We start from the raw sequence: 24,762 nt of genomic DNA on the forward strand, positions 1-24,762 counted from the left end.
CGGACAAGCGGTCGCGGGGTGCGGCGCCGTCTGCGCCTCAGGAAGGCGCCGCACTTCGTCAAGGGCCGGACGTGCATGGTGAGTTCAGGGCATCTCGGCCCGCTCCGGGCTCTCGTCGAGGAAGCCGCCCGACTGGTGCTGCCACAGCTTGGCGTAGGCGCCGTCCCTCGCGAGCAGTTCGTCGTGGCTGCCCTGCTCGACGATCTGCCCGCGGTCGAGCACGACGAGCCGGTCCATGGTGGCGACCGTGCTCAGCCGGTGCGCCACCACGAGCGCTGTCCGTCCCTCCATGAGCCGCCACAGCGCCTCCTGCACGAGGAGCTCGCTCTCCGAGTCCAGGGCACTGGTGGCCTCGTCGAGCAGCAGGATCGGTGCGTCGCGCAGGATCGCCCGCGCCAGCGCCACCCGCTGACGCTGACCGCCCGACAGCTTGATGCCGCGCTCGCCCACCATGGTGTCGAAGCCCAGCGGCAGCGCGTCGGCGAACTCCGTGACATGCGCCGCCTCGGCCGCCCGGCGGATCTCGGCGTCGTCGGCGTCCGGCCGGCCGAAGGCGATGTTGTCCCGCAGCGTGCGGTGGAACATCGCCGGGTCCTGCGGGACGTAGGCGATCTGGCCTCGCAGGTCGGTCTGGCGCAGCCGGCTGATGTCCTGACCGCCGATCAGGATCCGCCCGGCGTCGATGTCGGTCATCCGCAGCAGCAGCCGGGTCAGCGTGGTCTTGCCGCCGCCCGACCGGCCCACGAGGCCGAACTTCGCGCCGGCGGGCACCGCCAGGTCGAGACCGTCGAACAGTGGCCGGCCAGTGGTGTGGGCGAAGCTCACCTTCTCGAATCGGACGTCGGAGGAGTCGGTCAACAGCGGCTCCGGCGACGGCGGGTCGAGCACGGTCGGCGGGGTCAGCAGCAGCTCCGTGAACTGCGCGGCCTCCGTCATCGAGCTCTCCAGCCGACGGTAGATCTGGTTGAACTCGAACATGATCCGGGTCGCGTTGCTGTAGTAGGTGAAGGCCACCACGATCGCCTCCACGCCGTGCGCGCCCCCGCCGAGCGTGACCGCCAGCAGCAGACCCAGCGCGTTCGTCAGCACCGACATCGGCGCGACGAAGGTGTCGATGCGCAGATTGCCGTAGTCCCACGACCGCAGCGTGAGCCGACGGGACGCGGCCACCCGGGAGCGGTGCTCGGCGGCCTCGCGCCCCTCGGCCGCGAACGCCCGCACCGTGTCCATGTTCATCAGGCTGTCGGCGACATGCCCCGACACCCGCGCGATCGCTTCCTCACGCTGGTCGACGAGCGCCTGCCGACGCCGGATCAGCGGCACCACGCACACCGCAGTCACCGTGATCATCACCAGCAGGCCGACCACCAGCAGTGGTTCGTAGCGCCACAGCACCACCGCGCCGAAGGCCAGCGGCACGAACATCCCGACGATCTGGAATGTCAGCGTGTCCACGAAGGACTCGAAGCGGGAGGCGAAGCTCAGAACCCGCTTGGTCAGGGACCCGGCGAAGTTGTCGTGGAAGAACGCGGCGTCCTTGGCGAACAACTCGTCCATGCCGACCACGTACAGATGCTCGATGCCCAGGGCGTCCAGGCGGTTCAGGCAGTGCAGCGCCACGCGCCACAGGGCCTCGGAGAACAGGAGCACACCGACGAAGCCCGCGACGTACGGCAGCGTCGAGGTGACGGTGATGTCCCCGTCGCCGGCGATCTCACCGACGAGCTTGGCGACGATCAGCGGCGCCACATAGTTGATTCCGATGTTGCCGACGGCCGACAGCGCCATCGTCGGCATGGCCAGCCACTTCAGACGGGTCAACTCCCGCCCGTAGTGACGAAGTGCGAGAAGCACCGACCGCTTGCCCGGCAGAACCCTGCGCGTTTCAGGCGTTCCCATCTCACCCCTGCAATTTCGACTACGTAGAGTTACTGGTCGAATACGCAGTGTCCCGCGCCCGGGGCGGCGCAGTCCAAGTGTTTTCCGGGCCGGTGGGAGCGTGCGGGGGGCGTACGGGGCAGGCGGAACCGCGACTTCCCTGTACCACAAGTAACATGATCCACTTTTCTCTCAGGTGCGCTGCACGTCACCGCGGCACCCGCTCGGCCGCCCCTTCCTTCGAACACCCAGAGGACTTCCATGTCGTCTCAAGGCGATGCCCTCCAGCAGGCGCAGACCGACTACGAGCAGCACATGCGGACCTGCCGGCAGTGCCATGCCGACAGCGCCCGGTGCGCGGTCGCGAAGCATCTGCTGCGGCTGTACAACAACGCCCGAAGAAGCGGTGGGCGAGCGGGCGCGGGGGATCGCTGACCGCTCTCCACGCCCGGCCGGGGCGCACGGCACTCGCGGGGTGTGCGAGGCTCAACTCCCCTGAATGGTGGAGGACTTCGTGCGACTCCTGCCCAGCTCACCGTCCGGCTGGACCATGGCCGTGTTCGGTGTCCTCGCCGCCGGCCCGGGCGTGGTGGGGCTCGTCGCCCCGGACGCCCTGCTGGAGCTGATGGGGTTCAGGCCCGTGCCGGACTCCCGGCGTGTCCAAGGGGACCACACGACGGTCTTCCTGACGGCGTCCTCCATGGCGGCGCTCAACATGGGCGTCTACTACGTGCTGGCCGCGCTCTCCGGCTGGAAGGCGTTCTTCCGCTGGACCGTACCCTTCCGCCTGCTGACCTGCGCGGTCTTCACCCTCGCGGTGATCGGGGGCCGGGCACCGTCCGGCTTCCTGGGGGTGGGGCTGTGGGAGGGCATCGGCGCGATCGTCACGGGCGCCGCCCTGCGCTACGAGCAACGGCGCGCATCCGCCCGGGAGATGGACGCGGACCCGGCGGTCTGACGCGCGGGCGCGGACCTGGCGGGCGGGCTTCGCAAGCCGGTGCATTACATCGGCACCGGGTCCCGCCCGGTCACTTCAGGACCGTCTCCCACGTGTCGACGGCGTAGTGCACGGCCATCCCGTGCCGTTCGTACAGCGCCGGAGCGCCCGTGGCGTTGGAGGTGTCCACGCCGAGTCCCACCGTCTCCCGGCCGCGCCCGGCGAAGGCGGCGAACGCGTGCCTCAGCAGCAGGCCGCCGAGCCCTGCGCCGCGCGCCTCGCGCAGCACGCCTATGCTCCGGATCCAGCCCATGGCCTCACGGTCGTCGCGCGCCATGAGGAACCCGGCGTCGCCGAGTCTCTCGGTGCCGGCGAGCCACACCATGGACCAGTCGAGGGTGTCCGCGTCGACGTCGTGCAGCCACTGTTCGTAGCTGCGCGGCTGGAAGTCGAAGTGCTCGGCGAAGCTCGACTGGTACAGCGCGTGGACGCGCGCACGGTCCGCCTCGTCGGCGCACGCCCGCAGTGTCACGCCGGCCGGAGGTTCGGGCGCGAGGTCCTCGGCGGCGTCCAGCGGCCGTTGCAGCACGTGATAGCGCCGTACGGCGGACCAGCCGCGGCGCGTGATCAGGCCGGTGTCGAGGGTCGGCTCGGTGTTGAGGTGCAGATGCACAACCGCCCTGGCCGCACCGTTCTCACGGGCCTTGTCCAGGGCGCGGGCCTCCATCGCGTCCAGGATCAGCTCACCGGCCCGCTGGTGATCGGGGAGCACGTAGTGGTCGACGTCGACGCGCTCGCCGCCCGACTCGTCCCACAGCAGGCCGTACGCCACCAGCCGGCCGCCGTCGAAGGCCAGCCACGAGTCGCGTTCCAGGGCGATGTCGGGCCGCTTCAGATCGGCCTCGACGGTGTGCAGGTCGGTCTCGGGCCGGCCGATCTCGATCCGGTCGACTTCGTTGAGGAGTTCGGTGACGGCGGCCGCGTCGGTGAGGCCGGCCGGACGAAGGGCATAGGGCATGGCCTCAGGGTCCGGGGCGGGGCGAGGGGCCGCAACGCATTTTCGCCCGCCCCGCCCTGCCCCTGCCTCGCGCCGATCGTCAGCAGTCGGGCACGCCGGCGATCTTCTCGCCGCCCCGGATGTAGAGGTTGTTCACCCACGCGATGTCGCTGCCGGCGAACTCCTGCACGGCGGTCCACCAGTTGTTGCCGCCGACGGCGGGGTCATTGACGTACTGCCCCTGGGTCTGGCACACGGCGTCCAGCCAGTACTTCGAACGGACCGCGAGCCGCGGCGAGTCGGTCGTCGGCCGGCTGCGCAGGTTGACGTCCGTCGCCCAGATGTAGACGTCGGTCAGGGTCGGGTCGCCGTTGTTGGCGGCGGCGACGGCGGAGCTGCCGGCCGTCGGTGCGGCCTCGGCCGTGGCGGCGAGGGTGCCGACGGAGAGCGCGGCCACCGCAAGAGCGGTGGCGCAGCGGCGCAGCTGTGTCTTCATGTGTGTCCCCCGGTCGTGAAGAGTGATGGTGGTCAGCAGGTCGCGGAAGCGGGCAGGTCGCCGTACTCGTCGCCCTTGAGGTACACGGCGCTCACGTAGCCCTCGACGAGCTTGACCCACACGTCGTTGGTGTAGCCGTGGTCGCTGATGGTCTCGCCGTGCACCCAGCAGTAGGCCCCGCGCGGCTGGTTGGCCGCGACGCTGCCGACCTTGTCGTAGGAGCGTGCCGGGCCGGAGCGGACGTTGACCGTCTCGTAGGGCACGACGGCGTACGGCGCGGCCATGATGCGGGCGCCGCCCTGGTCCGCGGCGGATGCGGCGACGGCGGTCGCCGCGGTGAGCGGACCGAGCAGGGCGAGCGCGCCGACGCCGACGAGCGCGGCCCGGGCGATGGTGCGACTGGGCATGGATGTTCCCCCTGTTTCCGACTGTGCGGAGTGTTCCGGCGGGTCGTTCGCCGACGCCTCGAACACTAGGGAAAGCCGTTGCGCGAGGGACCCTGACACTTAACAGGTACCGCTCCGGCGACAGGGGCTCCTACGGTCCTGACGACGAGGAATGCGAAGCCGGACGACGGCAGCCACCACCGTCACGACGACACCACCGACCCAGGAATGAGGGCTCGTATGCGCCGCCGTACGCTCCAGACCCTGCTTGCCGCATCGGGCGCCGCCGCGATGCTGGCGCTCACCCCGGTCGCCGCCGACGCCGCACCGTTCTCGGGCGGCAACTACGGGGCCTACGGATTCGAGGGCCAGTACCCGACCGTCGGCGGCTGCACCGGAAGCTTCCGGCAGGTCGGGCCGACCAAGACCGCCTCGGGCATGTCCCTGAAGTACTTCTACTCCGACAGGTGCGGCTCCTACGCCCGCATCGACAACTCCCGCGACAACTGCGCCGCCGTCATCGAGCGCTCGAACTCCGGGGCGGGGAACGCGGACGGCTGGGTCTCGGAGACCGTCGACCCGGGCATCAACTACGCCTACACGAAGATCGGCAACAATCTCAGCGGCCGCGTCTCACGCGCCCTGCTGACGTGCGACGGGCACGTCCTGGCGTACACGAACTGGTACTGACCGCCGCGAGGCGCCACGGCGCCGGCACGGCCCGGTCGGGAACGGGGGCAACCGACCGGGCCGTGTGTTCGTCCTACGGATCATGCTCACCATCGGCATCATCGGCCCCCTGGGAGCGGCGCTGCGCCAGCTCCTCGAGTTCGCATGGCTCCAGACCCGGTCCTGCGCCTTCGCCATCGCCCTGATGTCCGGCGTGGCGGCGTCCACCCTGCTGCCCGGCCTGTCCGTGGCCCGCTACGACCTGCTCGTCGTCTACGGCGTGCTGCTGACGCTGCTGTTCTGGCTGCGCGGCTGGGAGAACGGGCGGGACGTCGGCGTCATCGCCGTCTGCCATGTCATCGGCCTGGCGTTCGAGCTGGTGAAGGTGTCCCTCGGCTCATGGAGCTACCCGGAGCCGGCCGTGCTGAAGTTCGCGGGGGTCCCGCTGTACGGCGGGTTCCTGTACGCCGCCGTCGGCAGCTACATCTGCCGGGCCTGGCAGCTCTTCGACCTGGAGCTGGTCCGCTACCGGCCCCGCTCGACGGCACTGGTCGCCGCGGGCATCTACATCAACTTCTTCAGCCACCACTGGCTGCCCGACGCGCGCTGGCTGCTGGCCGCACTGCTGCTGGCCGTCACCGCCGGCACCTCCGTGCGGTACACCGTGCGCCGTGTACGCCGCCGGATGCCGCTCGCCCTGTCGTTCGTCCTGATCGGCTTCTTCCTGTGGGTCGCGGAGAACTTCGCCACCTACGTGGGTGCCTGGCGCTACCCGTACCAGATGGACGGCTGGCAGCCCGTGGGCGTGGAGAAGTTCGGCGCCTGGTCCCTGCTGATCAGCGTCACGTTCGTGCTGGCGGCGGTCGCCCGATCGCGTCGGGAGCGGGCGAAGACCGGAGCCTCGTAGGCCGGAAAGTATGGATGGCGGGGGCCGGGCCCCCGCCATCACTCGCGGCACAACAGGCGCGCTACTCGCCCTTCGGGCCGGCCTGCTGCACGACCTCGAAGGACCACAGCGTGGACCCGCTCGCGGCCGGCTTGGGGCGCTCGCCCTCCGTGGCACCGCCCTGGTGGGCCGACTTCATGGGGCCCTCCATCCACGCCTGGAAGGACTCCTCGTCCCGCCAGCGGGTGTAGACGAGGTAGGTGTCGGTGCCCTCGACCGGACGCAGGAGCTCGAACCACTCGAACCCGTCCGAGCCCTCCACGGCGTGCGCACGGGAGGCGAAGCGCTTCTCCAGCGTCTCGCGCTGCTCGGCGGGGACGGTCAGTACGTTGATCTTGACTACGCTCATGGTGCTCATCCTGCCGCACGGCCGCAGGTGGACACGCGGCGGCTCGTGCATCGGGCGACCGGGGTCACTCGACGGCTCCTGCACCAAGGCCACCGCGGTCACCCGGCGGCTCCTGCACCAAGGCACAGAGGTCGCTCGGCGGGGAGGCGCGGCCCGGCGGGGGAGCGCCGGGGTCACCCCTCCCCGCCCCGGCTCAGGCCGTGTGCAGGGTCAGGCCGTAGCGGCCGAGGATCTCGTTGACCGGCTGGAACCAGGTCTCACCGCCGCCGGAGCAGTTGCCCCAGCCGCCCGAGGTGACGCCTTGTGCCTGGTCGCCGCTGATGAAGGAGCCCCCGGAGTCACCGGGTTCGGCGCAGACGCTGGTCTTCGTCATCTGGTGCACCGCGCCCTGGCTGTAGTTGACGGTCTCGTTCTTGGCCAGCACGGCGCCGCAGTGCCAGTGCGTGGTGGAACCGGACCGGCAGATGGAGCTGCCGACAGGTGCCTCGGCCGAGCCCCGTACCAGCTGGTCCGAGACCGTGCCCCAGCCGAGCACGACCGGTACGGTCCACCAGCCGCTGCCGACGTTCACCCACGCGTAGTCGTTGTCCGGGAACGAGGAGCCCTGGAAGTTCCCGATGTAACTGCCGTCCCAGCCCCGGACACCGCCGCCCGCCTGACCGCAGTGCCCAGCGGTGATGAAGCCGCCGTGCACCGAGAAGCCTATGGAGCAGCGGACGTTGCCGGTGTAGTACGGGTCGCCGCCGACCGTGCCCGCCGCGAAGGTCCGCGGCGCGCCGGCGACCGTCTCGACGGTGACGGGTCCGGTAGCGCGAGCCCTGGAGACGAAGCTGCGGACATCGTTGTCAGCGCGTTCGTCTTCGACGACGTTCACGACGACGCTGTTCGCCACCGGGTCGACGTGCCAGCCGCTGACACCCGAGGGTGCGGAGAGCCGGTCGATGCGCGCCTTGGCGGCGTCGAGCTGCCGCGCGCTGTGCGTGACAGTGCGCACGGTCGCTCCGGTGGCCCGGACCTCTCGTACGGTCGAGGCGGGGGCGTCCGATGTCACGGCCACCGTGAGTCGTTCGCTCTTCGCGTCGAACCAGGAGCCGCCGTAAGCGGATCCGGCCGCTTTGCGTGCCTTCGGTGCGAGGTTCGTGGCAGTGCGTTCCGCCGCGAGCCGGGTCTCGGCCTGCGCCTTCGACAGGCCGAGGTCGCGCTGCATGGCCTGGAGCAGTCCGGCGGAGGCGGGTGCGTCGGTCGCCGTGGGGGAGTCGTCCGCCGCTGCCTGGCCGGTGCCGCCCGCGGTCAGACCGCCGAACAACAGGAGTGCGGCCACGCCGGCGTACTTGAGTCTGCTGCGTCTCAAGGGAGTTGCCCTTCGTCGTTCCAGCAAGGTGGGGTGGAACAACCGCAAGCTGAGAGCGCTCTCAATGTGGTTCGGGCAGAGCATAGCCAGACCGGCGTGTCAGGTCCATACCAAAATTCCGGCGGATGTTCCGGCGGAACGGCTCACTGAAAGGTGTCGTGCGCCCGAAACGCCTCGCGCACCCCGGACGCCGTCGGGCGTCCGGGGTGCGCGAGGGAACTGCGCGGCTTGTGCGTCAGCCGATCTGGCCCGTCCGGGCCTCCTGCCACAGGTCGACGCCGCCGTCGGTGGCGTACTTGTCGATCTCGGCGAGTTCCTCGTCACTGAAGTCGGCGTTCTCCAGCGCCGCCACGTTCTGCTCCAGCTGCTCGGTGCGCGAGGCGCCGATCACCAGCGACGTCACACGCCGGTCGCGCAGCGCCCAGGCCAGCGCCATCTGGGCGAGGCTCTGCCCGCGCTTGGCCGCGATGTCGTTGAGCGCGCGCAGCCGGCGCAGCATGTCCTCCGTCAGCCAGGTCTCGTCGAACGACTTGCCCTGGGTGGCGCGCGAGCCTGCCGGGACACCGTCGAGGTAGCGCCCGGTCAGCAGCCCCTGGGCCAGCGCGGTGAACCCGATCACCCCGAAGCCCTCCTGCTCGGCGGTGTCCAGCAGGCCCTCGTTCTCGATCCAGCGGTTGAGCATGCTGTACGACGGCTGGTGGATGAGCAGCGGCGTGCCCAGCTCCCGCAGGATGGCCGCCGCCTGCCGGGAGCGCTCGGCGTCGTACGACGAGATGCCGACGTACAGGGCCTTGCCCTGGCGGACGGCGGTGTCGAGCGCGCCCATCGTCTCCTCCAGCGGCGTGCTCGCGTCGAGCCGGTGGGAGTAGAAGATGTCGACGTAGTCCAGCCCGGTCCGGCGCAGCGACTGGTCGAGGGAGGCGAGCACGTACTTGCGGGAGCCGCCGCCCTGGCCGTAGGGGCCGGGCCACATGTCCCAGCCGGCCTTGGTGGAGACCACCATCTCGTCCCGGTAGGGGGCGAGGTCCTGCTTCATCAGCCGGCCGAAGTTGATCTCGGCGGCGCCGTACGGCGGGCCGTAGTTGTTGGCGAGGTCGTGGTGGGTGATGCCCAGGTCGAAGGCGCGCAGGGCGATCTCGCGCTGGGTCTCGAACGGCTTGTCGTCACCGAAGTTGTGCCAGTACCCCAGGGACAGCACGGGCAGGTCGAGTCCTGAGCGCCCGGTGCGCCGGTAGCGCATGGTGCCGTTGTAGCGCTCGGGATCAGCGACGTGGTTCATCGAGAGGTCTCCGCAAGGTGCAGTCGGGGTGGTTCGGTCCGGGTGAGGGACGTGTTCACTGTGCTCCTGCCTGATTCTGACGTCCAACGCATCCTTTTCATCGGATTCAGCGACACCGTTTCTGAATGCCGGGTGCCGCCGCTGATCAGGAGCGGCCCATGGTCACCGCGGGCACGTTGTGACCCTCCACCCGCACGGCCGGCCTGCCGGAAGCCAGGGACGCGGCGGGCCAGGACAGCGAGAGGGTCCGCGACTCGCCGGGGAGCAGCCAGAGATGGTTGTCGCCGTAGAGCGTGGGCGGCACCCGGTGACCGTTCTCCGCGTCCAGCAGCGAGACCCGCACCATGGCCGCGACGGTCGTGCCCCGGTTCCGCAGCCGCAGCGTCAGGCCATGGCGGTCGCCCGAGCGGTCCGTGTCGGTGATCTCCGGCGACACCCTGGTCCGGCCGGCCTCGTTCAGCGCCCGCATGTCGCCGGCCTCGCGGTACCGCCAGTACGTGTTCTCGGCCGGCAGCCCGCCGCACGCGTCCACCAGGCGCAGCCTCAGCAGATGGAAGTCGGACCGCTCGTCCGTCCAGCCCGAGGTGAAGGCCTGCGCGGTCGACGACGCCGCGACGTCCACGCCCGCACGCTGCTCGGCGCCCAGGCGGCGGCCGGCGAGGTCATAGAGGTGCACGGTGAGCGTGGCGCCTGAGATGGGCCTGGGCGTGTGGTTGACCGCGACGACCTGCCCGCTGACGGGATCGGCCTGCACATGGACGGACTCGCTCGCCCTGCGGACGCCGTAGTGGGCGCCGCCCAGCCCGTCCCGCGTACGCCCACCGTGTCGAGGCCGTCCACGGCGAACTCGGCGGGTGTGGGGGCGTAGTCGGTGGAGGAGACCGTCACCGGCCGGTGGGTGGCGAGTTCGCCGTGGGTGGGAGCCTGGCGAGGGTGGCCGATTCCGGCCGCGGCGGCGCCGGGTGGCAGGGGCATGCCGATCCCGAGCCGGCGACGAGGGTGGATCCGGCGGTGAGTACAGTGCGGCGGGACGGTACAGAAGGCTGATCCGGCATGGGACAACGGCTCCGATCAGGGGTTTTCGGTGAACGAGGTGATCTGGGACCGCGCGCTGACAACGTTGCCGGGCAGCGGCTCTGACAACGTTGCCGAACCCTGCACCGCTGACCTGGACCCGTCAAGGCTTCGGACGCACTCAGGCTCTTGTTTCTGTAAATTAGTAATTAATATTGACAGGGTTCCAGCCGCGCGCCACAGTCTTCGCCGTGACGCCGACGGCCCCCGTGCCCACGCGGCCCGCGTCACGCCGAGCGCAGTTCACCGGACCCAGTTCAAATAAATTAGTAATTAATCTTGACGTGGTCGAAGCGCCACGCGAACCTGGATCAGCCGCGAGCGGGCCCCTGTCGTCAGGAGGGCAGACCCGTCGCGCGGATCCACAGGGAGCCATCCATGTCGAACCCGCACACCAGCCGACGGCGTTTCCTCGCCGGACTAGGTGCCACCGGCACAGCCGCGCTGCTCAGCGGCTGTGTCACCTCGACCTCGTCCTCGAAGTCCTCCTCCGACGGCGCGGTCACCCTCCAGTCCAACGTGTCGGCGCCGCAGGCCAAGGCGGCGATGGAGGACCTGGTCGCCGCGTACGGCAAGAAGGGTACCGGCGACGTCAGCCTCAACACGGTCGCCGCCGAGACCTTCCGCACCCAGCTGCCGACGTACCTGACCTCCGCCAACCCGCCGGACGTCTACACCTGGTACCCCGGCTCGGTGGCGGACGCCTACGCGAAGAAGGACCTGCTGCTCGGCCTCGACGACCTCTGGGGCTCCTCCGAGCTCAAGCGCTACTCCAAGGCGCTGAACTCGCTGTGCACGTCGAGCTCCGGCAAGAAGGTCTTCGTCCCGGCCACCTACTACTGGTGGGGCATGTTCTACCGGAAGTCCAACTTCGCCAAGTGGGGCGTGAGCGAGCCGAAGAGCTGGGACGACTTCCTCGACCTGTGCGACAAGCTCAAGAGCAAGGGTGTCGCCCCGATCGGCCTGGGCGCCGGCGGCAACACCGCCTGGGTCGCGTCGGCCTGGTTCGACTACCTCGACATCCGCATCAACGGCGCCAAGTACCACCGTGAACTGCTCGCCGGGAAGCACCGCTTCGACGACCCCGAAGTCCGCAAGGTCTTCGACCGCTGGCAGGAGGTGCTGCCGTACTTCGACCCGAACGGCACCGCCGGCGCCTTCCAGGACGCGACGACCGCCCTGCTCAACGGCCGCAGCGGCATGATGCTGATCGGCACCTTCTTCGCCGACGCGGCCCCCAAGGACGCCCTCGACGACATCGACTTCTTCCGCTTCCCGATCATCGACCCGAAGGTCCCGCTCGCCGAAGAGGCCCCCACCGACGGCTACTTCGCCAGCGCCCGCACCGGACGCAAGGACGGCGTGCTCGACCTGCTGGGCTACCTCGCCACCGCCGAGGCCCAGGAGATCTACATCAAGGGCTCCTCCGGCACCGTCCTGCCCTGTCACCCCGACGCCAAGGACTCCGGCACCCCGCTGGTGCAGAAGGGCCGCAAGCACATCGAGGAGGCGGCGGAGATCACCCAGTTCTTCAACCGCGACTCCAGCGACGCCCTCCAGCCCACCGCCGACACCGCGCTGACCAAGTTCCTTGCCAAGCCCAAGGAGATCGGGTCCATCCTCACCGACTGGCAGCGCGAAGCCGAGAAGATCTGGAACGCCTGACATGGCCGTCCTGACCGCCCCCCACCGCAAGTCTTCGGTCCCGGCGCCGCCCCGTGGCGGCCGGGCCCGGGGCCCGCGGCGCACACCCCCGCTGGTGCTCGCCTTCGTCCTCGTCCCGCTGCTCGCCGAGGCGGTGTGGGTGTTCTGGCCCGCGCTCCAGGGCTTCTACCTCGCCCTGACCAGCTGGGACGGAGTGTCGGCACCGAGGTTCGTCGGCCTGGACAACTTCCGCGAGATGGCGGGCGACGACGTCTTCCGAGGCGCCGTCGGCCACACGGTGCTCTGGCTGGTGCTGTTCGGCGGCCTGTCCGCCCTGCTCGGCCTCGCCGCCGCGATGCTGCTCCAGCAGGAGCGGCGCGGCGTCGGCTTCTACCGCGCCGCGCTGTTCCTGCCCGTCGTGTTCTCGCTCGTCGCCACCGCCCTGGTCTGGCAGGCCATCTACCAGCCCGACGGCGTCCTCAACCAGCTCCTGGAGTCCGTCGGCCTCGGCAGCCTGCGGCACGCCTGGCTCGCCGACCAGGACACCGCCCTGTACGCGGTCATCGTGCCCGCGCTGTGGCGCCAGATCGGCTATGTGATGGTCCTGTACCTCGCCGGCCTCAAGGGCATCGACCCCGCCCTGTACGAGGCCGCCAAGGTCGACGGCGCGAGCGCCTGGCAGCGCTTCCGCCACGTCACCCTGCCCCAGCTGCGCAGCGTCAACGCGGTCGTCCTGTCGGTCATCATCATCGACTCGCTGCGCTCGTTCGACGTCGTGTGGTCGCTGACCCGCGGCGGCCCCTACCACTCCTCCGAACTGCTGAGCACCTACATGTACTCGACGGCCTTCCAGTCCCTGCGGCTCGGCTACGGCTCCGCCCTGGCCGTCGTCATCTTCCTGCTGGCGTTCGGCGTCATCGCGTCCTACCTCGTGCGCGCCTTCCGGGAGGCCGACTGATGTCCGCGAACTCCACGGCGGTGCGCCGCAAGCGGGCCGCCACCGCCGGATTCCATCTCTCGGCCGGCGCGCTTGCGCTGCTGTGGCTGCTGCCCATCGCCCTGGTCGTGGTGACCAGCCTGCGCTCCTTCGACGACATCGCCGCCAACGGGCTCGGCAGTTGGCCCCACTCCTTCACCCTCGACAACTTCAGCCTCGCCTGGGTCGACGGCGGCCAGCAGCGCGCCCTCATCAACAGCCTGATCGTCACCGTGCCCTGCGTGCTGGTGACGCTGGCCCTGGCGGCGATGGCCGCGTTCGCGCTCAGCCGCTACGAAATGCCCCTGCGCCGCTCCCTGCTGCTGCTCATGCTCGGCGGCAACCTGCTCCCGCCGCAGATCCTGCTGATCCCCGTCTCCAAGCTCAGCGAAATGATGGGCGTCTACGACACCCTGCCCGCGCTGATCGGTGTGCAGATCGGGTTCGGCGTCGGCTTCTACGTCTTCGTCCTGCACGGGTTCATGCGGTCCATCCCCGTCGAGATCCAGCAGGCGGCGGTCGTCGACGGAGCCGGGCCCTGGCAGATCTTCTGGCGGATCATCCTGCCGCTGACCCGCCCAGCCCTGGCCGCGCTCAGCGCCCTGTCCTTCACCTGGATCTTCAACGACCTGCTGTGGGCCATCACCGTGCTGCGCAGCGACACCAAGATGCCGATCACCGCCGCGCTCATCGGCCTCCAGGGCCAGTACGTCTCCATGTGGAACGTGATCGCCGCCGGCTCCGTCATCGCCGCCGCCCCCACCGTGGCCGTCTTCCTGCGCTTCCAGCGCCACTTCGTGGCCGGCCTGAACCTCGGAGCAGTCAAGTGACGTCGTACCAGCGCTGGACCCTGCGCACCGAGAACACCGGCTACACCGTACGGCTGTCCCCGGACGGCCCGTGGGCCGAGCTGGACGCCTGGGGACCGCACGGGGTGGAGAGCGGACCGTCGGCGCTCGACTGGTCGCACCGCACCCACTTCATCACGCCCGCCGACGCCGCCCCCGCCGAGTATCTGCCGCACGGGCTACGGCCGTTCAACGGAGCGGACCTCGTCGTCGAGCGTGCGGACGGCGAGCGGGGCGTCTGGTGGGACTTCGAGGGGGCGGAGGAGACCGAGGGGAAGCTGCGCCTCGCGTTCGCCGACGAGACCCTCGGGCTGCGCACGGTCCTCTGCTACGAGGCCGTGCCGGGCACGGATGTGATCCTGCGCTGGACCGAGCACACCGCCTCGCGTGAACTGCGCCTGGAACGCCTCGACTCGGCAGCCGTGAACGTGCCCGTTACCACCGGGGCACGGCTGACCTACCTCACCGGCCAGTGGTCCCGGGAGTTCCAGCTGACCCGACTCGACCTGACCCGGGGCACGTTCACCATGGGCAGCACCCAGGGCGTGCCCGGCCACGCCTACGTGCCCTGGCTCGCGGTGCAGGACCTGGCCTCGGACGACGCGCCCGCCTACGGTGTGGCCCTGGAGTGGCCAGGCAACTGGCACATCACCGCCGAGGCCGAGCCCGGCGGCGCGGTCCGGGTACGCGCCGGACGCGTCCCGCACGAGGGAGCCGTACTCCTGGCACCCGGGGCCACCCTGACCACACCCCGTCTCGCCTGCGCGTTCAGCCCGGACGGACTCGACGGACTGTCCCGGGTCTGGCACCGCTACGACCGCCACCTCTCCGGCGACCGTCTGCACCGCACCCGCAAGGTCCTCTACAACTCGTGGGAGGCCACCGGCTTCGACGTCGACGCCGCCGGCCAGCTCGAACTCGCCAAGACGGCCGCCGACATCGGCGCCGAACTGTTCGTCGTGGACGACGGCTGGTTCACCGGCCGCCGCGACGACACCGGCGGACTCGGCGACTGGTACCCCGACCCGGCGGCCTTCCCGCAGGGCTTCGACCGGTTCGTCGAAGAGGTGCGCGGACTGGGCCTCGACTTCGGTCTGTGGGTCGAGCCCGAATCGGTCAGCCCCGGCAGCCGGCTGCACGCCGAACACCCCGACTGGATCTACCGCGTCGACGGCAGGCCCGCCCGCCTCGTCCGCAACCAGCTCCTGCTCGACCTCGGCCGCACCGACGTCCAGGACTTCGTGATCGGCACCCTGGACCGACTCTTCGGCAGCTACGACATCGGCTACCTCAAGTGGGACATGAACCGGCCGCCCACCGAACGCGGCCGCCCCGGCGCCGGGCACGTCGACCTCGACGCCGAGCACGTCGCCGGATACCTGCGCGTCCTGGACCACCTGCGCACCGCCCACCCCCACGTCACCGTCGAGGGCTGTGCCGGCGGCGGCGCCCGCATCGACCACATGACGCTGGCCCGCACCGATGTCGTCTGGCCCAGCGACAACACCGCCCCGCTGGACCGATTGAGCGTCCAGCACGGCTTCCTGCACGCGCACGCGCCGCACGTCATGAGCTCCTGGGTCACCGACGCGCCGGGCGTCTTCGACCCGCGCCCGCGCAGTCTCGCGTTCCGCTTCGTCAACGCCATGTGCGGAGTGCTCGGCATCGGCGCCGACCTGCGCACCTGGACACCGGACCAGAGGGCCGAGGCCGCGCGGTGGATCGCCCGCTACAAGGAGGTCCGCGACGTACTCCACCACGGCGAGGCACGGCTGCTCGGCTCACCGGCAGACGCCACCTGCGGTGTCCAGTACGACGCCGGTGAGCGCACGGTCGTCGCCGCGCTGAGCACCGGCCGCCTCGACGGCGCGCCGCTCGTGCCCGGACGCCCCGACCGGCTTCGGCTGCGGGGCCTGGACCCGGCGGCGCACTACCGGGACACGGTGACCGGAACGACGTACGGCGGAGCCCATCTGCTGCACTACGGGCTGCCGTTCGCCTGGAGCGCCGATCACGACGCGGATCTCGTGGTACTGACACGTGAGTGAGCCGCATATGTTTCCCCAACGGCCTCTCTCCGCACCCGGAGCCCACGAAGGAGCAGACCCCACGATGGACCAGTCCCCACGCCGGCACGGTGACCGCTTCGGCGGCCGCACGGCCGTGGTCACCGGCGCGGCCTCCGGGATCGGCGCCGCCACCGCCGTCCGCCTCGCCGAGGAGGGCGCCGCGGTGGTGCTCGCCGACGTCGCCGAGGACGCCGGCACGGCGGTCGCCGAGCGGATCGCGAAGGACGGCGGCCGGGCCCGGTTCGTGCGGGCCGACGTGGCGGCCGAGGACGACTGGCGCCGGATCGTGGCCGCCGCCCACGACTTCGGTCCGGTGGACGTCCTCGTCAGCAACGCCTACACCGTCGACGTGGCCCCGGCCGACGAGATGACCCTGGAGTCCTGGCAGCGGCAGCTGTCCGTCAACCTCACCGCGAGCTTCCTCGGCTTCCGGGCGGTTCTGCCGGACCTGCGGGAGCGGCGCGGCGCGACGGTGCTGACCTCGTCCGTCCACGCGCGCGTGGGCATCCCCGGACACCCCGCCTACGCCGCGTCCAAGGGCGCCCTGCTCTCCCTGTGCGGCCAGCTCGCCGTCGAGTACGGGCCCGACGTCCGCGTCAACGCGGTCCTGCCCGGACCGATCCTGACCGCCGCCTGGGACCGGGTGCCGCCCGAGGACCGCGAGCGCAGCGTCGCCGAGACGGCCGCCCGCCGCTTCGGCACCCCCGAGGAGGTGGCCGCCGCCATCGCCTTCCTGAGCGCCGACGAAGCCTCCTACATCACCGGCACGAGCCTCGTCGTGGACGGGGGCTGGAGCGTCGTGAAGGCCTCGGCATGACCGGCACCCCCGACCGCACCCATCAGCAGAAAGGCTGTACGACATGACGCCCTACGCCCGCCGCGGCGTGCACGGCCAGACCGTGGAGGCCCTCGCCCGCCGCATCCTGGGCGGTCGGATCCCCGAGGGAGCCACGCTCGACCTGGTGGCGCTCCAGAGCGAGTTGGACGTCAGTCTCACCGCGCTGCGCGAGTCCCTGAAGGTGCTCGCCGCCAAGGGCATGGTCGACGCCCGCCAGAAGCGCGGCACCTTCGTCCGGGCCCGCGCCGACTGGAACCTCCTCGACGCCGACGTGCTGCGCTGGCAGTTCCAGGGCGCCGACGAGGCCACCGACGCCGACCGGACCCTGCTGCGCAACCTCGCCGAGGTCCGCGCCATCGTCGAGCCGGCCGCCGTGCGCCTGGCCGCCGAGCGCCGCACCGAAGCCGACCTCCAGGCCCTCGAAGCGGCCCTGGACGCGATGGGCGGGCAGGACGCGGACCCCGGACAGGCCGTGGACGCCGACCTCGCCTTCCACCGCGCCCTGCTGAACGCCACCCACAACGAACTGCTCGAACGCATGGAGATGGTCATCGAGCCGGGCCTCGCGCACCGCGACCGCATCGTGCACAGCCACCCCCACAGCGAGGACCCCGTACCCGCCCACCGCGCCGTCCTGGACGCCGTGCGCGAACAGGACGCCACGGCCGCCGAGACGGCGATGCGGGCCCTGCTCGTCCAGGCCGGGCGCGACCTGGACCGCATCGACGGCCCCGACGACACGAAAGGCACCGGCGGCAAGTGAAGATCACGCGCATAGAAACCTTCCTGGTACCGCCGCGCTGGCTGTTCTGCCGGATCGAGACCGACGACGGCGTGGTCGGCTGGGGCGAACCCGTCGTCGAGGGCAGGGCCGAGGTGGTCCGCGCCGCCGTGGACGTCCTCGCCGAACACCTCATCGGCCAGGACCCGCTGCGCATCGAGGACCACTGGCAGGTGCTCACCAAGGGCGGCTTCTACCGCGGCGGACCGGTCCTGTCCAGCGCCGTCGCCGGAATCGACCAGGCCCTGTGGGACATCGCCGGCAAGACCTACGGCGCCCCCGTGCACGCCCTGCTGGGCGGTCCGGTGCGCGATCGCGTCCGCGTCTACGCCTGGGTCGGCGGCGACGAACCGGCCGAGCTCACCGAACAGATCACCGCCCAGGTCGAGGCGGGCTTCACCGCGGTCAAGATGAACGCGGCCGGCGCCACCTCGCCGATCACCACTGCGGCCGAGACCGCGGCCGTCGTCGCCCGCGTGACCGCCGCCCGTGAGGCCCTCGGCCCGGACCGGGACGTCGCCGTCGACTTCCACGGCCGTTTCACCGCCGCGAGCGCCCGCCGCGTCCTGGCCGAACTCGCCCCGCTGCACCCGCTGTTCGTGGAGGAGCCCGTCGTTCCCGAGCACGGCCATCTGCTGCCCGGCCTGGTCGCCGCGACGCCGATCCCGCTCGCCACCGGCGAACGCCTCTACTCACGCGCCGAGTTCCTACCCGCGCTCTCCGCCGGCATAGCCGTCGCCCAGCCCGACCTGTCCCACGCCGGCGGCATCTCCGAGGTCCACCGGATCGCCTCCCTCGCCGACACCTACGGCGCGCAGCTCGCCCCGCACTGCCCGCTCGGCCCCATCGCGCTGGCGGCGAGCCTCCAAGTGGCGTTCGCGACCCCGAACTTCCTCATCCAGGAGCAGAGCCGCGGCATCCACTACAACAAGGACGCCGACCTGCTGTCCTACCTCGCCGACCCGGCCCCGTTCCGGTTCGTCGACGGCCACGCGCCGCTGAACGACGCGCCCGGCCTGGGCATCACCATCGACGACGCGGCCGTACGCGCGGCCGACCGGTCCGGGCACGCCTGGCGCAACCCCGTCTGGCGGCACGCCGACGACTCGTTCGCCGAGTGGTGACGCAAGTGCTGACCCTCACCACCGACGCCGAGCACGGCGGGCGCTGGACGTCCCTGCGCTCGCCCTCGCGCGAATGGCTCTGGCACCGTCCGGCACCGGAACGGGAGAAGGCCGCGCCGGGCGACGCGTTCGTGGACGCGGGCGGGCTGGAGGAGTGCGTCCCCACCGTCCGCGGCCTGCCCGACCACGGTGACGTATGGTCACGGGCCTGGACCCGGACCGGCGACACCGAACACGTGCACGGCGACTCCTTCACGTTGGCGCGGACCATCAGCACCACGGCCGACGGCGTTCGGGCCGACTACACGCTCACCGCGCCGGCCGGCTTCCGGTTCGTGTGGGCCGCGCACGCCCTGCTGGACCTCTCGGGGCGCGCGACCCTGCACATGACCGACGGGGCGCCCACCCGTCTGTTCCCCGAGGCCGCACCGCTCCTCGGCGAGCCCTGGCCCGCCGACGCCCCCTGGATCACCGGCCCGTGGCCCACACCCCACGGAGTACCGATGAACCGGCTCGGACCCGACGACGGCACCGCGGTCGGGGCCGTCGTGGACACCCCGCTGGCCTGCGTCCACGACGACCGCGACCGGCTCGCCCTGGAACTGCGCGCGGACGGACAGCCCGTGTCGATGGCCCTGTGGCGCAACCTCGGCGGCTTCCCGCAGCCGCACCCGTACCGGAGCACGGGCGTGGAACCCATGCTCGGGCGGGTCTTCGACCTCGCCGAGGCGGGCCCCGACGACGCCGCGCGCGTACCCCCGTCGGGCGAGCTCCGCTGGCGGCTCACGATCACCGGGGTCTGCCGCTGCCCCTCGACCCCCGCACCGAAGGAGCACCGTCCGTGGACCTGAGAGCCGCGCTGGCCACCCACCGCCTGGTCGCGATCGTGCGCGGCGACGACGCCGACGCCGCGCTTCGCACCGTGTTGGCCCTGATCCAGGAGGGCGTCGAACTGGTCGAGGTCTCGCTGTCCGGCAAGGACGCCCTCTCCGTCATCGAACGCGCCCGCCACGCCCTCGGCCCGGCACACCCGCTGGGCGCCGGCACCGTCCTGACCGCCGACGACGCCCGCGCCGCGCACGGCGCCGGAGCCGACTTCGCGGTCACTCCGGGACTGGGCGACGGCGTCGTCACCGCACAGGAGTTGGGCATGCCGGTCCTCGCCGGGGTGGTGACCCCGACCGAGGTCATCGCGGCCCGTGCCCTGGGCGTGGCCGCGTTGAAGATCTTCCCGATAGCCCAGTTCGGGGGAGCGGCCTACCTGAAGGCACTGCGCGGCCCGTTCCCCGACGCGCCGCTCGTCCCCGTCGGCGGTGTCGACGAGACCGCCGCCCGCGCCTGCCTCGCGGCCGGTGCCCTCGCGGTCGGCGTCGGCTCACCCCTGATCGGCGACGCGGCCGACGGCGGCAGCATCACCGCCCTCCGGGCACGCGCCCGCCTCTTCCGCACCGTCGTGGCCGAGGCGGCGACGCCGTGACCGCGGAACCGCGCGCCGCGCGCCCCGACCGCCTCGAACTGGGCGAGGGCATCCGCTGGACCGGCGCCGACGTCGTCCTCGTCGACATCCTCGCCGGCCGCCTCCTCTCCGCCCCGCACGAACCGACGGCACCCCTGCGCGCGCTGGCTCAACTCCCCGTCCCGCTGGGCGCCGTGGCCCCGCTCGCCGGGCACAACGGCACCTGGATCGCGGCCGCGGGCACCGGCATCGCCCTGCTGCACACCGACGGCTCCCTGGACTGGCTGGCCCGGCCGGAGGACGACGCCCCGACGCCGATGCGCATGAACGACGCCGTCGCCGACCCCTTCGGCCGCTTCTGGGCAGGCAGCATGTCCTACGACGCCGACGAGGACGCCGGGTCCCTTTACCGCGTCGACCACGACGGCACCGTCGTACGGGTCCTGGACGGCATCACCGTCCCCAACGGGCCGGCGTTCACGCCCGACGGCGCTCTGATGTACCTGGCGGACAGCGCGCGGGGAGTGGTCCGGCGGTACACGGTGGACCCGGTGACCGGCGACCTCGGCGCGCCCGAGGAGTTCGTGACGATCGGCGACGGCAGCCCCGACGGCATGGCGGTCGACGTCGAGGGCGCCGTGTGGATCGCCGTCTGGGGCACCGGCACCGTACGCCGCCACCTGCCCGACGGCACGCTCGACCGCACCCTGCGGCTCCCGGCACGGCAACCGGCCGGCGTGTGCCTCGCCGACGACGTCCTGCACATCACGACAGCCCGCGTGGGCCTGCCGGCCCCCGGTGACGACGACGGCGCCCTGTTCACCGTCCGAGTGGACGTGCCCGGCACTCCGACGCCCGACTGCCGCCTGGACCTTGTCCGGCTCGCCCCGGCGCTCCAGGATCCGGCATGAGTGCGGGCGACGGCCGTTTCTCGCCGGTGCCACACGGTCCGGCACACCTTGGCTGCGGGGGATCCGGTCTGACCCGCGCGTGGCCGGCGACGGTCGCCTGCCGGCGCTGCGCCGTCCGACGTCCCTCGGCCCTGAGGGAACCCTCATGACCGCCTCACCGACCTCCGCGGGCCCCGCCCCCTGGCGGCTCGCCCCCGGCCCCGTCGTCTGCGTCGGCGAGACGATGGCGGCCCTGGCCCCCGACCCGCCGAGCCCGTTGCTGACCGCGCCGCAGCTGCGGCTGTCGGTGGCAGGTGCCGAATCGAACGTCGCCATGTATCTGGCCGACCACGGCATCCCCGTCGCCTGGCTCTCCGCCCTCGGGGACGACCCCCTGGGACACCGCGTCCGCGCCACGGTCGCCGCGTCCGGCGTCGACGTGTCGTACGTGCGCACCGACCGCCACCGCCCGACCGGCGTGCTGGTGAAGGACCCGGGCCCCGACGGAACGCGTGTGCACTACTACCGGTGCGGCTCGGCCGCCTCCGCCCTGGGCCCCGACCTGCTCGACGGCCCGCCGGTGCGCACGGCCGCGCTGCTCCACCTGACCGGCATCACGCCGGCACTGTCCGAGTCCTGCCGCGACCTCGTGACCCGGGCGCTGTCCACAGAACCCGGTGACCGGCCGTACGCGGTGAGCTTCGACGTCAACCACCGCGCCGCCCTCTGGCCCGACGGCACGGCCCCGGCCGTGCTGCGCGAACTGGCCGACCGGGCCGACATCGTCTTCGTCGGGCTGGACGAGGCACAGGCGCTGTGGGGCGAGCACCTGACGGAGGAAGCCGTACGGGCGCTGCTCCCGCATCCGCGCGTCCTCGTCGTCAAGGACGGGGCGAGGGCCGCGACCGCGTTCACCGACGAGGGCACCGTCGTCGTGCCGACACCGCGCGTGACGGTGGTGGAGGCGGTGGGTGCCGGCGACGCCTTCGCGGCCGGATTCCTCGCCGGTCTGCTGCGAGGCACGGGCACGACCGGAGCACTCCGGCTGGGCCACATCACCGCCGCGTCCGCCCTCCAAGTGACCGGAGACCACGGCCCGTTGCCCGACCCGGGCCAGACGGAGGCACTGCTCGCACTCCCGGCCCGGGAGTGGGCGGAACGCGCGCTCGTGACGCCGTCGGCCTGAGCCTCGTGCTGCTCGGCGCGCGATGGGCGGTCCGCCCGCCTATGCTCCATTTGTGTGACGACTATCTTCCAAGAGCTGGTGGCGAAGGAGCGCGCGGCCGAGCAGGCCCACAGCCGCGTGGAGGAGCTGCGCGGCATGTACGGGCCGCCGACCCGGCAGGGCGGCTGGAGCCCACGGCAGACCGAGACGTACAACACGGCACTGCGGGCCTGGCGCGACCTCGCCAGGGAGGTGCAGGTCGCGCTGGCCGACTACGCCAGGGAGCGCGGCGAGACGCGCAGCGACGTCGAGAAGCAGGTGCACCAGGCGGTTGGGCACACGGGCGGGAGCGGCGCCGGGGCATAGCGGAGCGGGCTCCCGGCGCCCGCCGTCCCTCCTCTTGACGCAGTCGGTCTCGTTACGCAACTCTGGTGGTCAATGGCCTTCGGTGCGGAAGGGGTTGGTGCGGGGTGGAGTGGACGGGCGCACGCTATGCGGACACGCCCACGGTCGAGGTGCGGGCGTGGGTCGACGCGCCGCCGGACCGGGTGTGGGAGATCGTCTCCGATTTCTCGCTGATGCCGGGCATGAGCGACGAGCTCCAGTCCGTCCACTGGCTCGACGGCGCGGCCGGGCCCGCGGTGGGAGCTCGCTTCGTCGGCCGCAGCAGGCACGAGGCCCTGGGGGAGTGGGAGACCACCTCGCACGTCGTCGAGTGCGAGTGCCCGCGCGTCCTGGCCTGGGCGGTCGAGGACCCGTCCCGTCCCGCCGCCGTCTGGCGCTTCCGGCTCGACGACAAGGACGGCGGGACCGACCTGTCGGAGTGGATGCAGCTGGGCCCCGGCCGGTCCGGGCTGTCCTTCGCCATCGACGAGATGCCGGACAAGGAGCAGAAGATCGTGTTCGTGCGCATGCGGGAGTTCGAGCGCAACATGACCGCCACCCTCGGCCACATCAAGAAGCTGGCGGAGGAGCGATGAGGACCGCGACGACGATCGAGGCGTCCGGCCTCGGCTCCTGGCGGCATCAGGCGGACTTCGTCGCGGAGGCGGAGAAGCTCGGACTCGACATCTGTTGGGTCGCCGAGGCCTGGGGCTCCGACGCGCCCTCCGCCCTGGGCTACTACGCCGCCCGCACCGAGCGCATGCTGCTGGGCTCCGGCGTCATGCAGGTCGGCACCCGGACCCCCGTGTCCCTCGCTCAGACGGCGATCACCCTCTCCAACCTGTCGCAGGGACGCTTCCTGCTGGGCCTCGGACCCTCCGGCCCCCAGGTGATGGAGGGGCTGCACGGCGTCCCCTTCGCCCGGCCGCTGGCCCGCGTCCGCGAGACGGTCGAGATCGTGCGGCAGGTCATCGGCGGCGGCAAGATCGACCATTCCGGCGAGGAGTACCGCATCCCGCTGCCCGGCGGGGACGCCGTACCCATGAAGCTGTCGATGCGCGCCGAACACCCCGTGCCGATCTACCTGGCCGCCCTGTCACCGGCCATGCTCCGGCTGACCGGCGAGGTCGCCGACGGCTGGCTCGGCACCAGCTTCGTGCCCGAAGGAGCGGCGGACGCCTACTTCGCCCCGCTCGACGAGGGACTGGCGCGCGGCGCCCGCGCCCGTGCCGACCTCGACGTCTGCCAGGGCGCGGAGGTGGCCTTCGCCCCCGACGAGGAGGCACTGAGCGCCATGGTGGCGGGCCGCAAGAAGGAACTCGCCTTCAGCCTCGGCGGGATGGGCTCGGCGTCCACCAACTTCTACAACCGCGCCTACAGCCGCCAGGGCTGGGCCGACGTCGCCGCCGAGGTACGGGAGCGCTGGCAGGCCGGCGACCGGGACGGGGCCGCCGCGCTCGTCACCGACGACATGGTGCTCGCGACGACGCTGATCGGCACCGAGAGCATGGTCCGCGAGCGACTGCGCGTCTGGCGCGACGCCGGCGTGGACACCGTCCGCCTGTACCCGGCCGGCGCCGACCTGGCCGCCCGGCTCGACACACTGGGCCGCGCGATCGAGCTGGTCCACGAGGCCGGAGAGCGGGCATGAGCGCGCGTACGTCCTTCGCGAACTGGCCGTGCTCCATCGCACGGACCCTGGACGTGGTCGGCGACGCCTGGACCCCGCTCGTCCTCCGGGAGGCGTTCTACGGCAGCCGCCGCTTCGACGAGTTCCAGGGCGAGTTGAGGATCGCCCGGAACACCCTCACCGACCGGCTGCGGCGCCTGGTCGAGGCCGGGCTGCTGGAGAGACGGCTCTACGAGACCGAGCCGCCCCGCCACGAGTACCTGCTGACGGAGCGGGGCCGGGACCTCTTCCCGGTGCTCGCCGCGATGGCCCACTGGGGCGACCGCTGGCTCGCCGGCCCCGAGGGACCGCCGATCACCCTGCACCACGAGGCGTGCGGCCACGACGGGCACGCAGAGGTGGTCTGCTCCGCCTGCGGGGAGCCGATGCGCGCGGACGACACCGTCGCCCGGCTCGGCCCCGGCTACCCGGACCGGCTCAGGTCCCGGCCCGACGTACTGCGCCGCTTCGCACCGGAGTGACAGGAGCAGGCAGGCGACCCGGGGCAAGCCGGGGGAGGGGCGGCTCGGTGAGCACGAGGCCGTCCTGAAGGCCC

The 24,762-nt window shown here is 71.7% G+C and carries 27 protein-coding genes; 19 read left to right on the forward strand and 8 right to left on the reverse strand.

Translation table 11 applies throughout. The annotated features are described in order from the left end of the window. Positions 1-84: 84 nt before the first annotated feature. Positions 85-1,899, reverse strand: coding sequence for an ABC transporter ATP-binding protein (locus PGH47_RS40035; protein ID WP_271667555.1), 1,815 nt, complete (start codon positions 1,897-1,899; stop codon positions 85-87). Between the two features lie 240 nt (positions 1,900-2,139). Between PGH47_RS40035 and PGH47_RS40040 the strand changes: the two genes are divergently transcribed. Both PGH47_RS40040 and PGH47_RS40045 read left to right on the forward strand, forming a co-directional pair. Beyond that, complete coding sequence (locus PGH47_RS40040) at positions 2,140-2,313, forward strand: hypothetical protein (RefSeq protein WP_163017227.1); 174 nt, start codon at positions 2,140-2,142, stop codon at positions 2,311-2,313. A gap of 64 nt (positions 2,314-2,377) precedes the next feature. Continuing rightward, complete coding sequence (locus tag PGH47_RS40045) at positions 2,378-2,836, forward strand: hypothetical protein (RefSeq protein ID WP_271667556.1); 459 nt, start codon at positions 2,378-2,380, stop codon at positions 2,834-2,836. A gap of 70 nt (positions 2,837-2,906) precedes the next feature. On the opposite strand, the gene PGH47_RS40050 is transcribed toward PGH47_RS40045, so the two are convergent. From PGH47_RS40050 to PGH47_RS40060, 3 genes are all read right to left on the reverse strand, one after another. Continuing rightward, positions 2,907-3,833 (reverse strand): GNAT family N-acetyltransferase, encoded by a 927-nt coding sequence (locus PGH47_RS40050; protein ID WP_271667557.1) that lies wholly within the window; start codon positions 3,831-3,833, stop codon positions 2,907-2,909. Positions 3,834-3,912: 79 nt separating this feature from the next. Continuing rightward, positions 3,913-4,308 (reverse strand): peptidase M23, encoded by a 396-nt coding sequence (locus PGH47_RS40055; protein ID WP_150498305.1) that lies wholly within the window; start codon positions 4,306-4,308, stop codon positions 3,913-3,915. Between the two features lie 32 nt (positions 4,309-4,340). After that, complete coding sequence (locus tag PGH47_RS40060) at positions 4,341-4,715, reverse strand: SH3 domain-containing protein (protein WP_271667558.1); 375 nt, start codon at positions 4,713-4,715, stop codon at positions 4,341-4,343. A gap of 219 nt (positions 4,716-4,934) precedes the next feature. Between PGH47_RS40060 and PGH47_RS40065 the strand changes: the two genes are divergently transcribed. Beyond that, positions 4,935-5,384: a hypothetical protein gene (locus PGH47_RS40065; RefSeq protein ID WP_271667559.1), complete on the forward strand. Its 450-nt coding sequence runs from the start codon at positions 4,935-4,937 to the stop codon at positions 5,382-5,384. A gap of 82 nt (positions 5,385-5,466) precedes the next feature. Next, positions 5,467-6,270 (forward strand): DUF817 domain-containing protein, encoded by an 804-nt coding sequence (locus PGH47_RS40070; RefSeq protein WP_271667560.1) that lies wholly within the window; start codon positions 5,467-5,469, stop codon positions 6,268-6,270. Positions 6,271-6,331: 61 nt separating this feature from the next. Here the strand turns inward: PGH47_RS40070 and PGH47_RS40075 are convergent, their stop codons facing one another. The 4 genes from PGH47_RS40075 to PGH47_RS40090 form a co-directional block, all read right to left on the reverse strand. Next, positions 6,332-6,658: an antibiotic biosynthesis monooxygenase family protein gene (locus PGH47_RS40075; protein WP_030948149.1), complete on the reverse strand. Its 327-nt coding sequence runs from the start codon at positions 6,656-6,658 to the stop codon at positions 6,332-6,334. A 193-nt stretch (positions 6,659-6,851) separates the two neighbouring features. Then, on the reverse strand, positions 6,852-8,009 hold the full coding sequence (locus tag PGH47_RS40080; protein WP_271667561.1) for an alpha-lytic protease prodomain-containing protein: 1,158 nt from the start codon (positions 8,007-8,009) through the stop codon (positions 6,852-6,854). A gap of 235 nt (positions 8,010-8,244) precedes the next feature. Continuing rightward, positions 8,245-9,288: an L-glyceraldehyde 3-phosphate reductase gene (gene mgrA, locus PGH47_RS40085; protein ID WP_271667562.1), complete on the reverse strand. Its 1,044-nt coding sequence runs from the start codon at positions 9,286-9,288 to the stop codon at positions 8,245-8,247. Positions 9,289-9,433: 145 nt separating this feature from the next. Next, entirely contained in the window at positions 9,434-10,042 is a 609-nt protein-coding gene (locus PGH47_RS40090) for a hypothetical protein (RefSeq protein WP_271667563.1), read from the reverse strand. Between the two features lie 698 nt (positions 10,043-10,740). On the opposite strand from PGH47_RS40090, the gene PGH47_RS40095 reads away from it, so the two are divergent. From PGH47_RS40095 to PGH47_RS40165, 15 genes are all read left to right on the forward strand, one after another. Beyond that, a complete protein-coding gene (locus PGH47_RS40095; RefSeq protein WP_271667564.1) occupies positions 10,741-12,027 on the forward strand; it encodes an ABC transporter substrate-binding protein in 1,287 nt (428 codons plus the stop codon). A 1-nt stretch (position 12,028) separates the two neighbouring features. Continuing rightward, complete coding sequence (locus tag PGH47_RS40100) at positions 12,029-12,964, forward strand: carbohydrate ABC transporter permease (RefSeq protein ID WP_271667565.1); 936 nt, start codon at positions 12,029-12,031, stop codon at positions 12,962-12,964. Next, complete coding sequence (locus tag PGH47_RS40105; RefSeq protein ID WP_125527875.1) at positions 12,964-13,812, forward strand: carbohydrate ABC transporter permease; 849 nt, start codon at positions 12,964-12,966, stop codon at positions 13,810-13,812. The genes PGH47_RS40100 and PGH47_RS40105 overlap by 1 nt, the downstream gene beginning before the upstream one ends. Then, positions 13,809-15,878 (forward strand): alpha-galactosidase, encoded by a 2,070-nt coding sequence (locus PGH47_RS40110; RefSeq protein WP_271667566.1) that lies wholly within the window; start codon positions 13,809-13,811, stop codon positions 15,876-15,878. The genes PGH47_RS40105 and PGH47_RS40110 overlap by 4 nt, the downstream gene beginning before the upstream one ends. Positions 15,879-15,942: 64 nt before the next feature. Then, positions 15,943-16,716, forward strand: a complete 774-nt coding sequence (locus PGH47_RS40115) for an SDR family NAD(P)-dependent oxidoreductase (protein ID WP_271667567.1) — start codon at positions 15,943-15,945, stop codon at positions 16,714-16,716. Positions 16,717-16,759: 43 nt separating this feature from the next. Beyond that, positions 16,760-17,500 (forward strand): FadR/GntR family transcriptional regulator, encoded by a 741-nt coding sequence (locus tag PGH47_RS40120; RefSeq protein ID WP_107910427.1) that lies wholly within the window; start codon positions 16,760-16,762, stop codon positions 17,498-17,500. Further along, complete coding sequence (dgoD, locus tag PGH47_RS40125; RefSeq protein WP_271667568.1) at positions 17,497-18,642, forward strand: galactonate dehydratase; 1,146 nt, start codon at positions 17,497-17,499, stop codon at positions 18,640-18,642. The genes PGH47_RS40120 and dgoD overlap by 4 nt, the downstream gene beginning before the upstream one ends. A 5-nt stretch (positions 18,643-18,647) precedes the next feature. Beyond that, a complete protein-coding gene (locus PGH47_RS40130; RefSeq protein WP_271667569.1) occupies positions 18,648-19,493 on the forward strand; it encodes a hypothetical protein in 846 nt (281 codons plus the stop codon). Further along, positions 19,484-20,119, forward strand: a complete 636-nt coding sequence (locus tag PGH47_RS40135; protein WP_271667570.1) for a bifunctional 4-hydroxy-2-oxoglutarate aldolase/2-dehydro-3-deoxy-phosphogluconate aldolase — start codon at positions 19,484-19,486, stop codon at positions 20,117-20,119. The genes PGH47_RS40130 and PGH47_RS40135 overlap by 10 nt, the downstream gene beginning before the upstream one ends. Continuing rightward, positions 20,116-21,009 carry an SMP-30/gluconolactonase/LRE family protein gene (locus PGH47_RS40140; protein WP_271667571.1) on the forward strand — a complete coding sequence of 298 codons (894 nt, stop codon included), beginning with the start codon at positions 20,116-20,118 and terminating at the stop codon, positions 21,007-21,009. The genes PGH47_RS40135 and PGH47_RS40140 overlap by 4 nt, the downstream gene beginning before the upstream one ends. 145 nt (positions 21,010-21,154) lie before the next feature. Beyond that, on the forward strand, positions 21,155-22,174 hold the full coding sequence (locus PGH47_RS40145) for a sugar kinase (protein ID WP_271667572.1): 1,020 nt from the start codon (positions 21,155-21,157) through the stop codon (positions 22,172-22,174). A 54-nt stretch (positions 22,175-22,228) separates the two neighbouring features. Further along, positions 22,229-22,519, forward strand: coding sequence for a hypothetical protein (locus PGH47_RS40150; RefSeq protein WP_271667573.1), 291 nt, complete (start codon positions 22,229-22,231; stop codon positions 22,517-22,519). 104 nt (positions 22,520-22,623) lie between these two features. Continuing rightward, positions 22,624-23,133: an SRPBCC family protein gene (locus tag PGH47_RS40155; protein ID WP_030946344.1), complete on the forward strand. Its 510-nt coding sequence runs from the start codon at positions 22,624-22,626 to the stop codon at positions 23,131-23,133. Continuing rightward, positions 23,130-24,188 (forward strand): LLM class flavin-dependent oxidoreductase, encoded by a 1,059-nt coding sequence (locus PGH47_RS40160; protein WP_271667574.1) that lies wholly within the window; start codon positions 23,130-23,132, stop codon positions 24,186-24,188. The genes PGH47_RS40155 and PGH47_RS40160 overlap by 4 nt, the downstream gene beginning before the upstream one ends. Then, positions 24,185-24,688, forward strand: coding sequence for a winged helix-turn-helix transcriptional regulator (locus PGH47_RS40165; RefSeq protein WP_271667575.1), 504 nt, complete (start codon positions 24,185-24,187; stop codon positions 24,686-24,688). Before PGH47_RS40160 ends, PGH47_RS40165 begins: the two co-directional genes overlap by 4 nt. The last annotated feature ends 74 nt before the right edge of the window (positions 24,689-24,762 follow it).

The organism is Streptomyces sp. HUAS 31 (genome assembly GCF_028198125.1).
In the GTDB taxonomy this organism is placed as follows: domain Bacteria; phylum Actinomycetota; class Actinomycetes; order Streptomycetales; family Streptomycetaceae; genus Streptomyces; species Streptomyces chartreusis.

Bases quoted from the DNA above. Each gene is read 5' to 3' on its own strand.
- PGH47_RS40035 (WP_271667555.1), bottom strand. From the start codon at position 1,899: ATGGGAACGCCTGAAACGCGCAGGGTTCTGCCGGGCAAGCGGTCGGTG.
- PGH47_RS40040 (WP_163017227.1), top strand. From the start codon at position 2,140: ATGTCGTCTCAAGGCGATGCCCTCCAGCAGGCGCAGACCGACTACGAG.
- PGH47_RS40045 (WP_271667556.1), top strand. From the start codon at position 2,378: ATGGTGGAGGACTTCGTGCGACTCCTGCCCAGCTCACCGTCCGGCTGG.
- PGH47_RS40050 (WP_271667557.1), bottom strand. From the start codon at position 3,833: ATGCCCTATGCCCTTCGTCCGGCCGGCCTCACCGACGCGGCCGCCGTC.
- PGH47_RS40055 (WP_150498305.1), bottom strand. From the start codon at position 4,308: ATGAAGACACAGCTGCGCCGCTGCGCCACCGCTCTTGCGGTGGCCGCG.
- PGH47_RS40060 (WP_271667558.1), bottom strand. From the start codon at position 4,715: ATGCCCAGTCGCACCATCGCCCGGGCCGCGCTCGTCGGCGTCGGCGCG.
- PGH47_RS40065 (WP_271667559.1), top strand. From the start codon at position 4,935: ATGCGCCGCCGTACGCTCCAGACCCTGCTTGCCGCATCGGGCGCCGCC.
- PGH47_RS40070 (WP_271667560.1), top strand. From the start codon at position 5,467: ATGCTCACCATCGGCATCATCGGCCCCCTGGGAGCGGCGCTGCGCCAG.
- PGH47_RS40075 (WP_030948149.1), bottom strand. From the start codon at position 6,658: ATGAGCGTAGTCAAGATCAACGTACTGACCGTCCCCGCCGAGCAGCGC.
- mgrA (WP_271667562.1), bottom strand. From the start codon at position 9,288: ATGAACCACGTCGCTGATCCCGAGCGCTACAACGGCACCATGCGCTAC.
- PGH47_RS40095 (WP_271667564.1), top strand. From the start codon at position 10,741: ATGTCGAACCCGCACACCAGCCGACGGCGTTTCCTCGCCGGACTAGGT.
- PGH47_RS40100 (WP_271667565.1), top strand. From the start codon at position 12,029: ATGGCCGTCCTGACCGCCCCCCACCGCAAGTCTTCGGTCCCGGCGCCG.
- PGH47_RS40105 (WP_125527875.1), top strand. From the start codon at position 12,964: ATGTCCGCGAACTCCACGGCGGTGCGCCGCAAGCGGGCCGCCACCGCC.
- PGH47_RS40115 (WP_271667567.1), top strand. From the start codon at position 15,943: ATGGACCAGTCCCCACGCCGGCACGGTGACCGCTTCGGCGGCCGCACG.
- PGH47_RS40120 (WP_107910427.1), top strand. From the start codon at position 16,760: ATGACGCCCTACGCCCGCCGCGGCGTGCACGGCCAGACCGTGGAGGCC.
- PGH47_RS40145 (WP_271667572.1), top strand. From the start codon at position 21,155: ATGACCGCCTCACCGACCTCCGCGGGCCCCGCCCCCTGGCGGCTCGCC.
- PGH47_RS40160 (WP_271667574.1), top strand. From the start codon at position 23,130: ATGAGGACCGCGACGACGATCGAGGCGTCCGGCCTCGGCTCCTGGCGG.
- PGH47_RS40165 (WP_271667575.1), top strand. From the start codon at position 24,185: ATGAGCGCGCGTACGTCCTTCGCGAACTGGCCGTGCTCCATCGCACGG.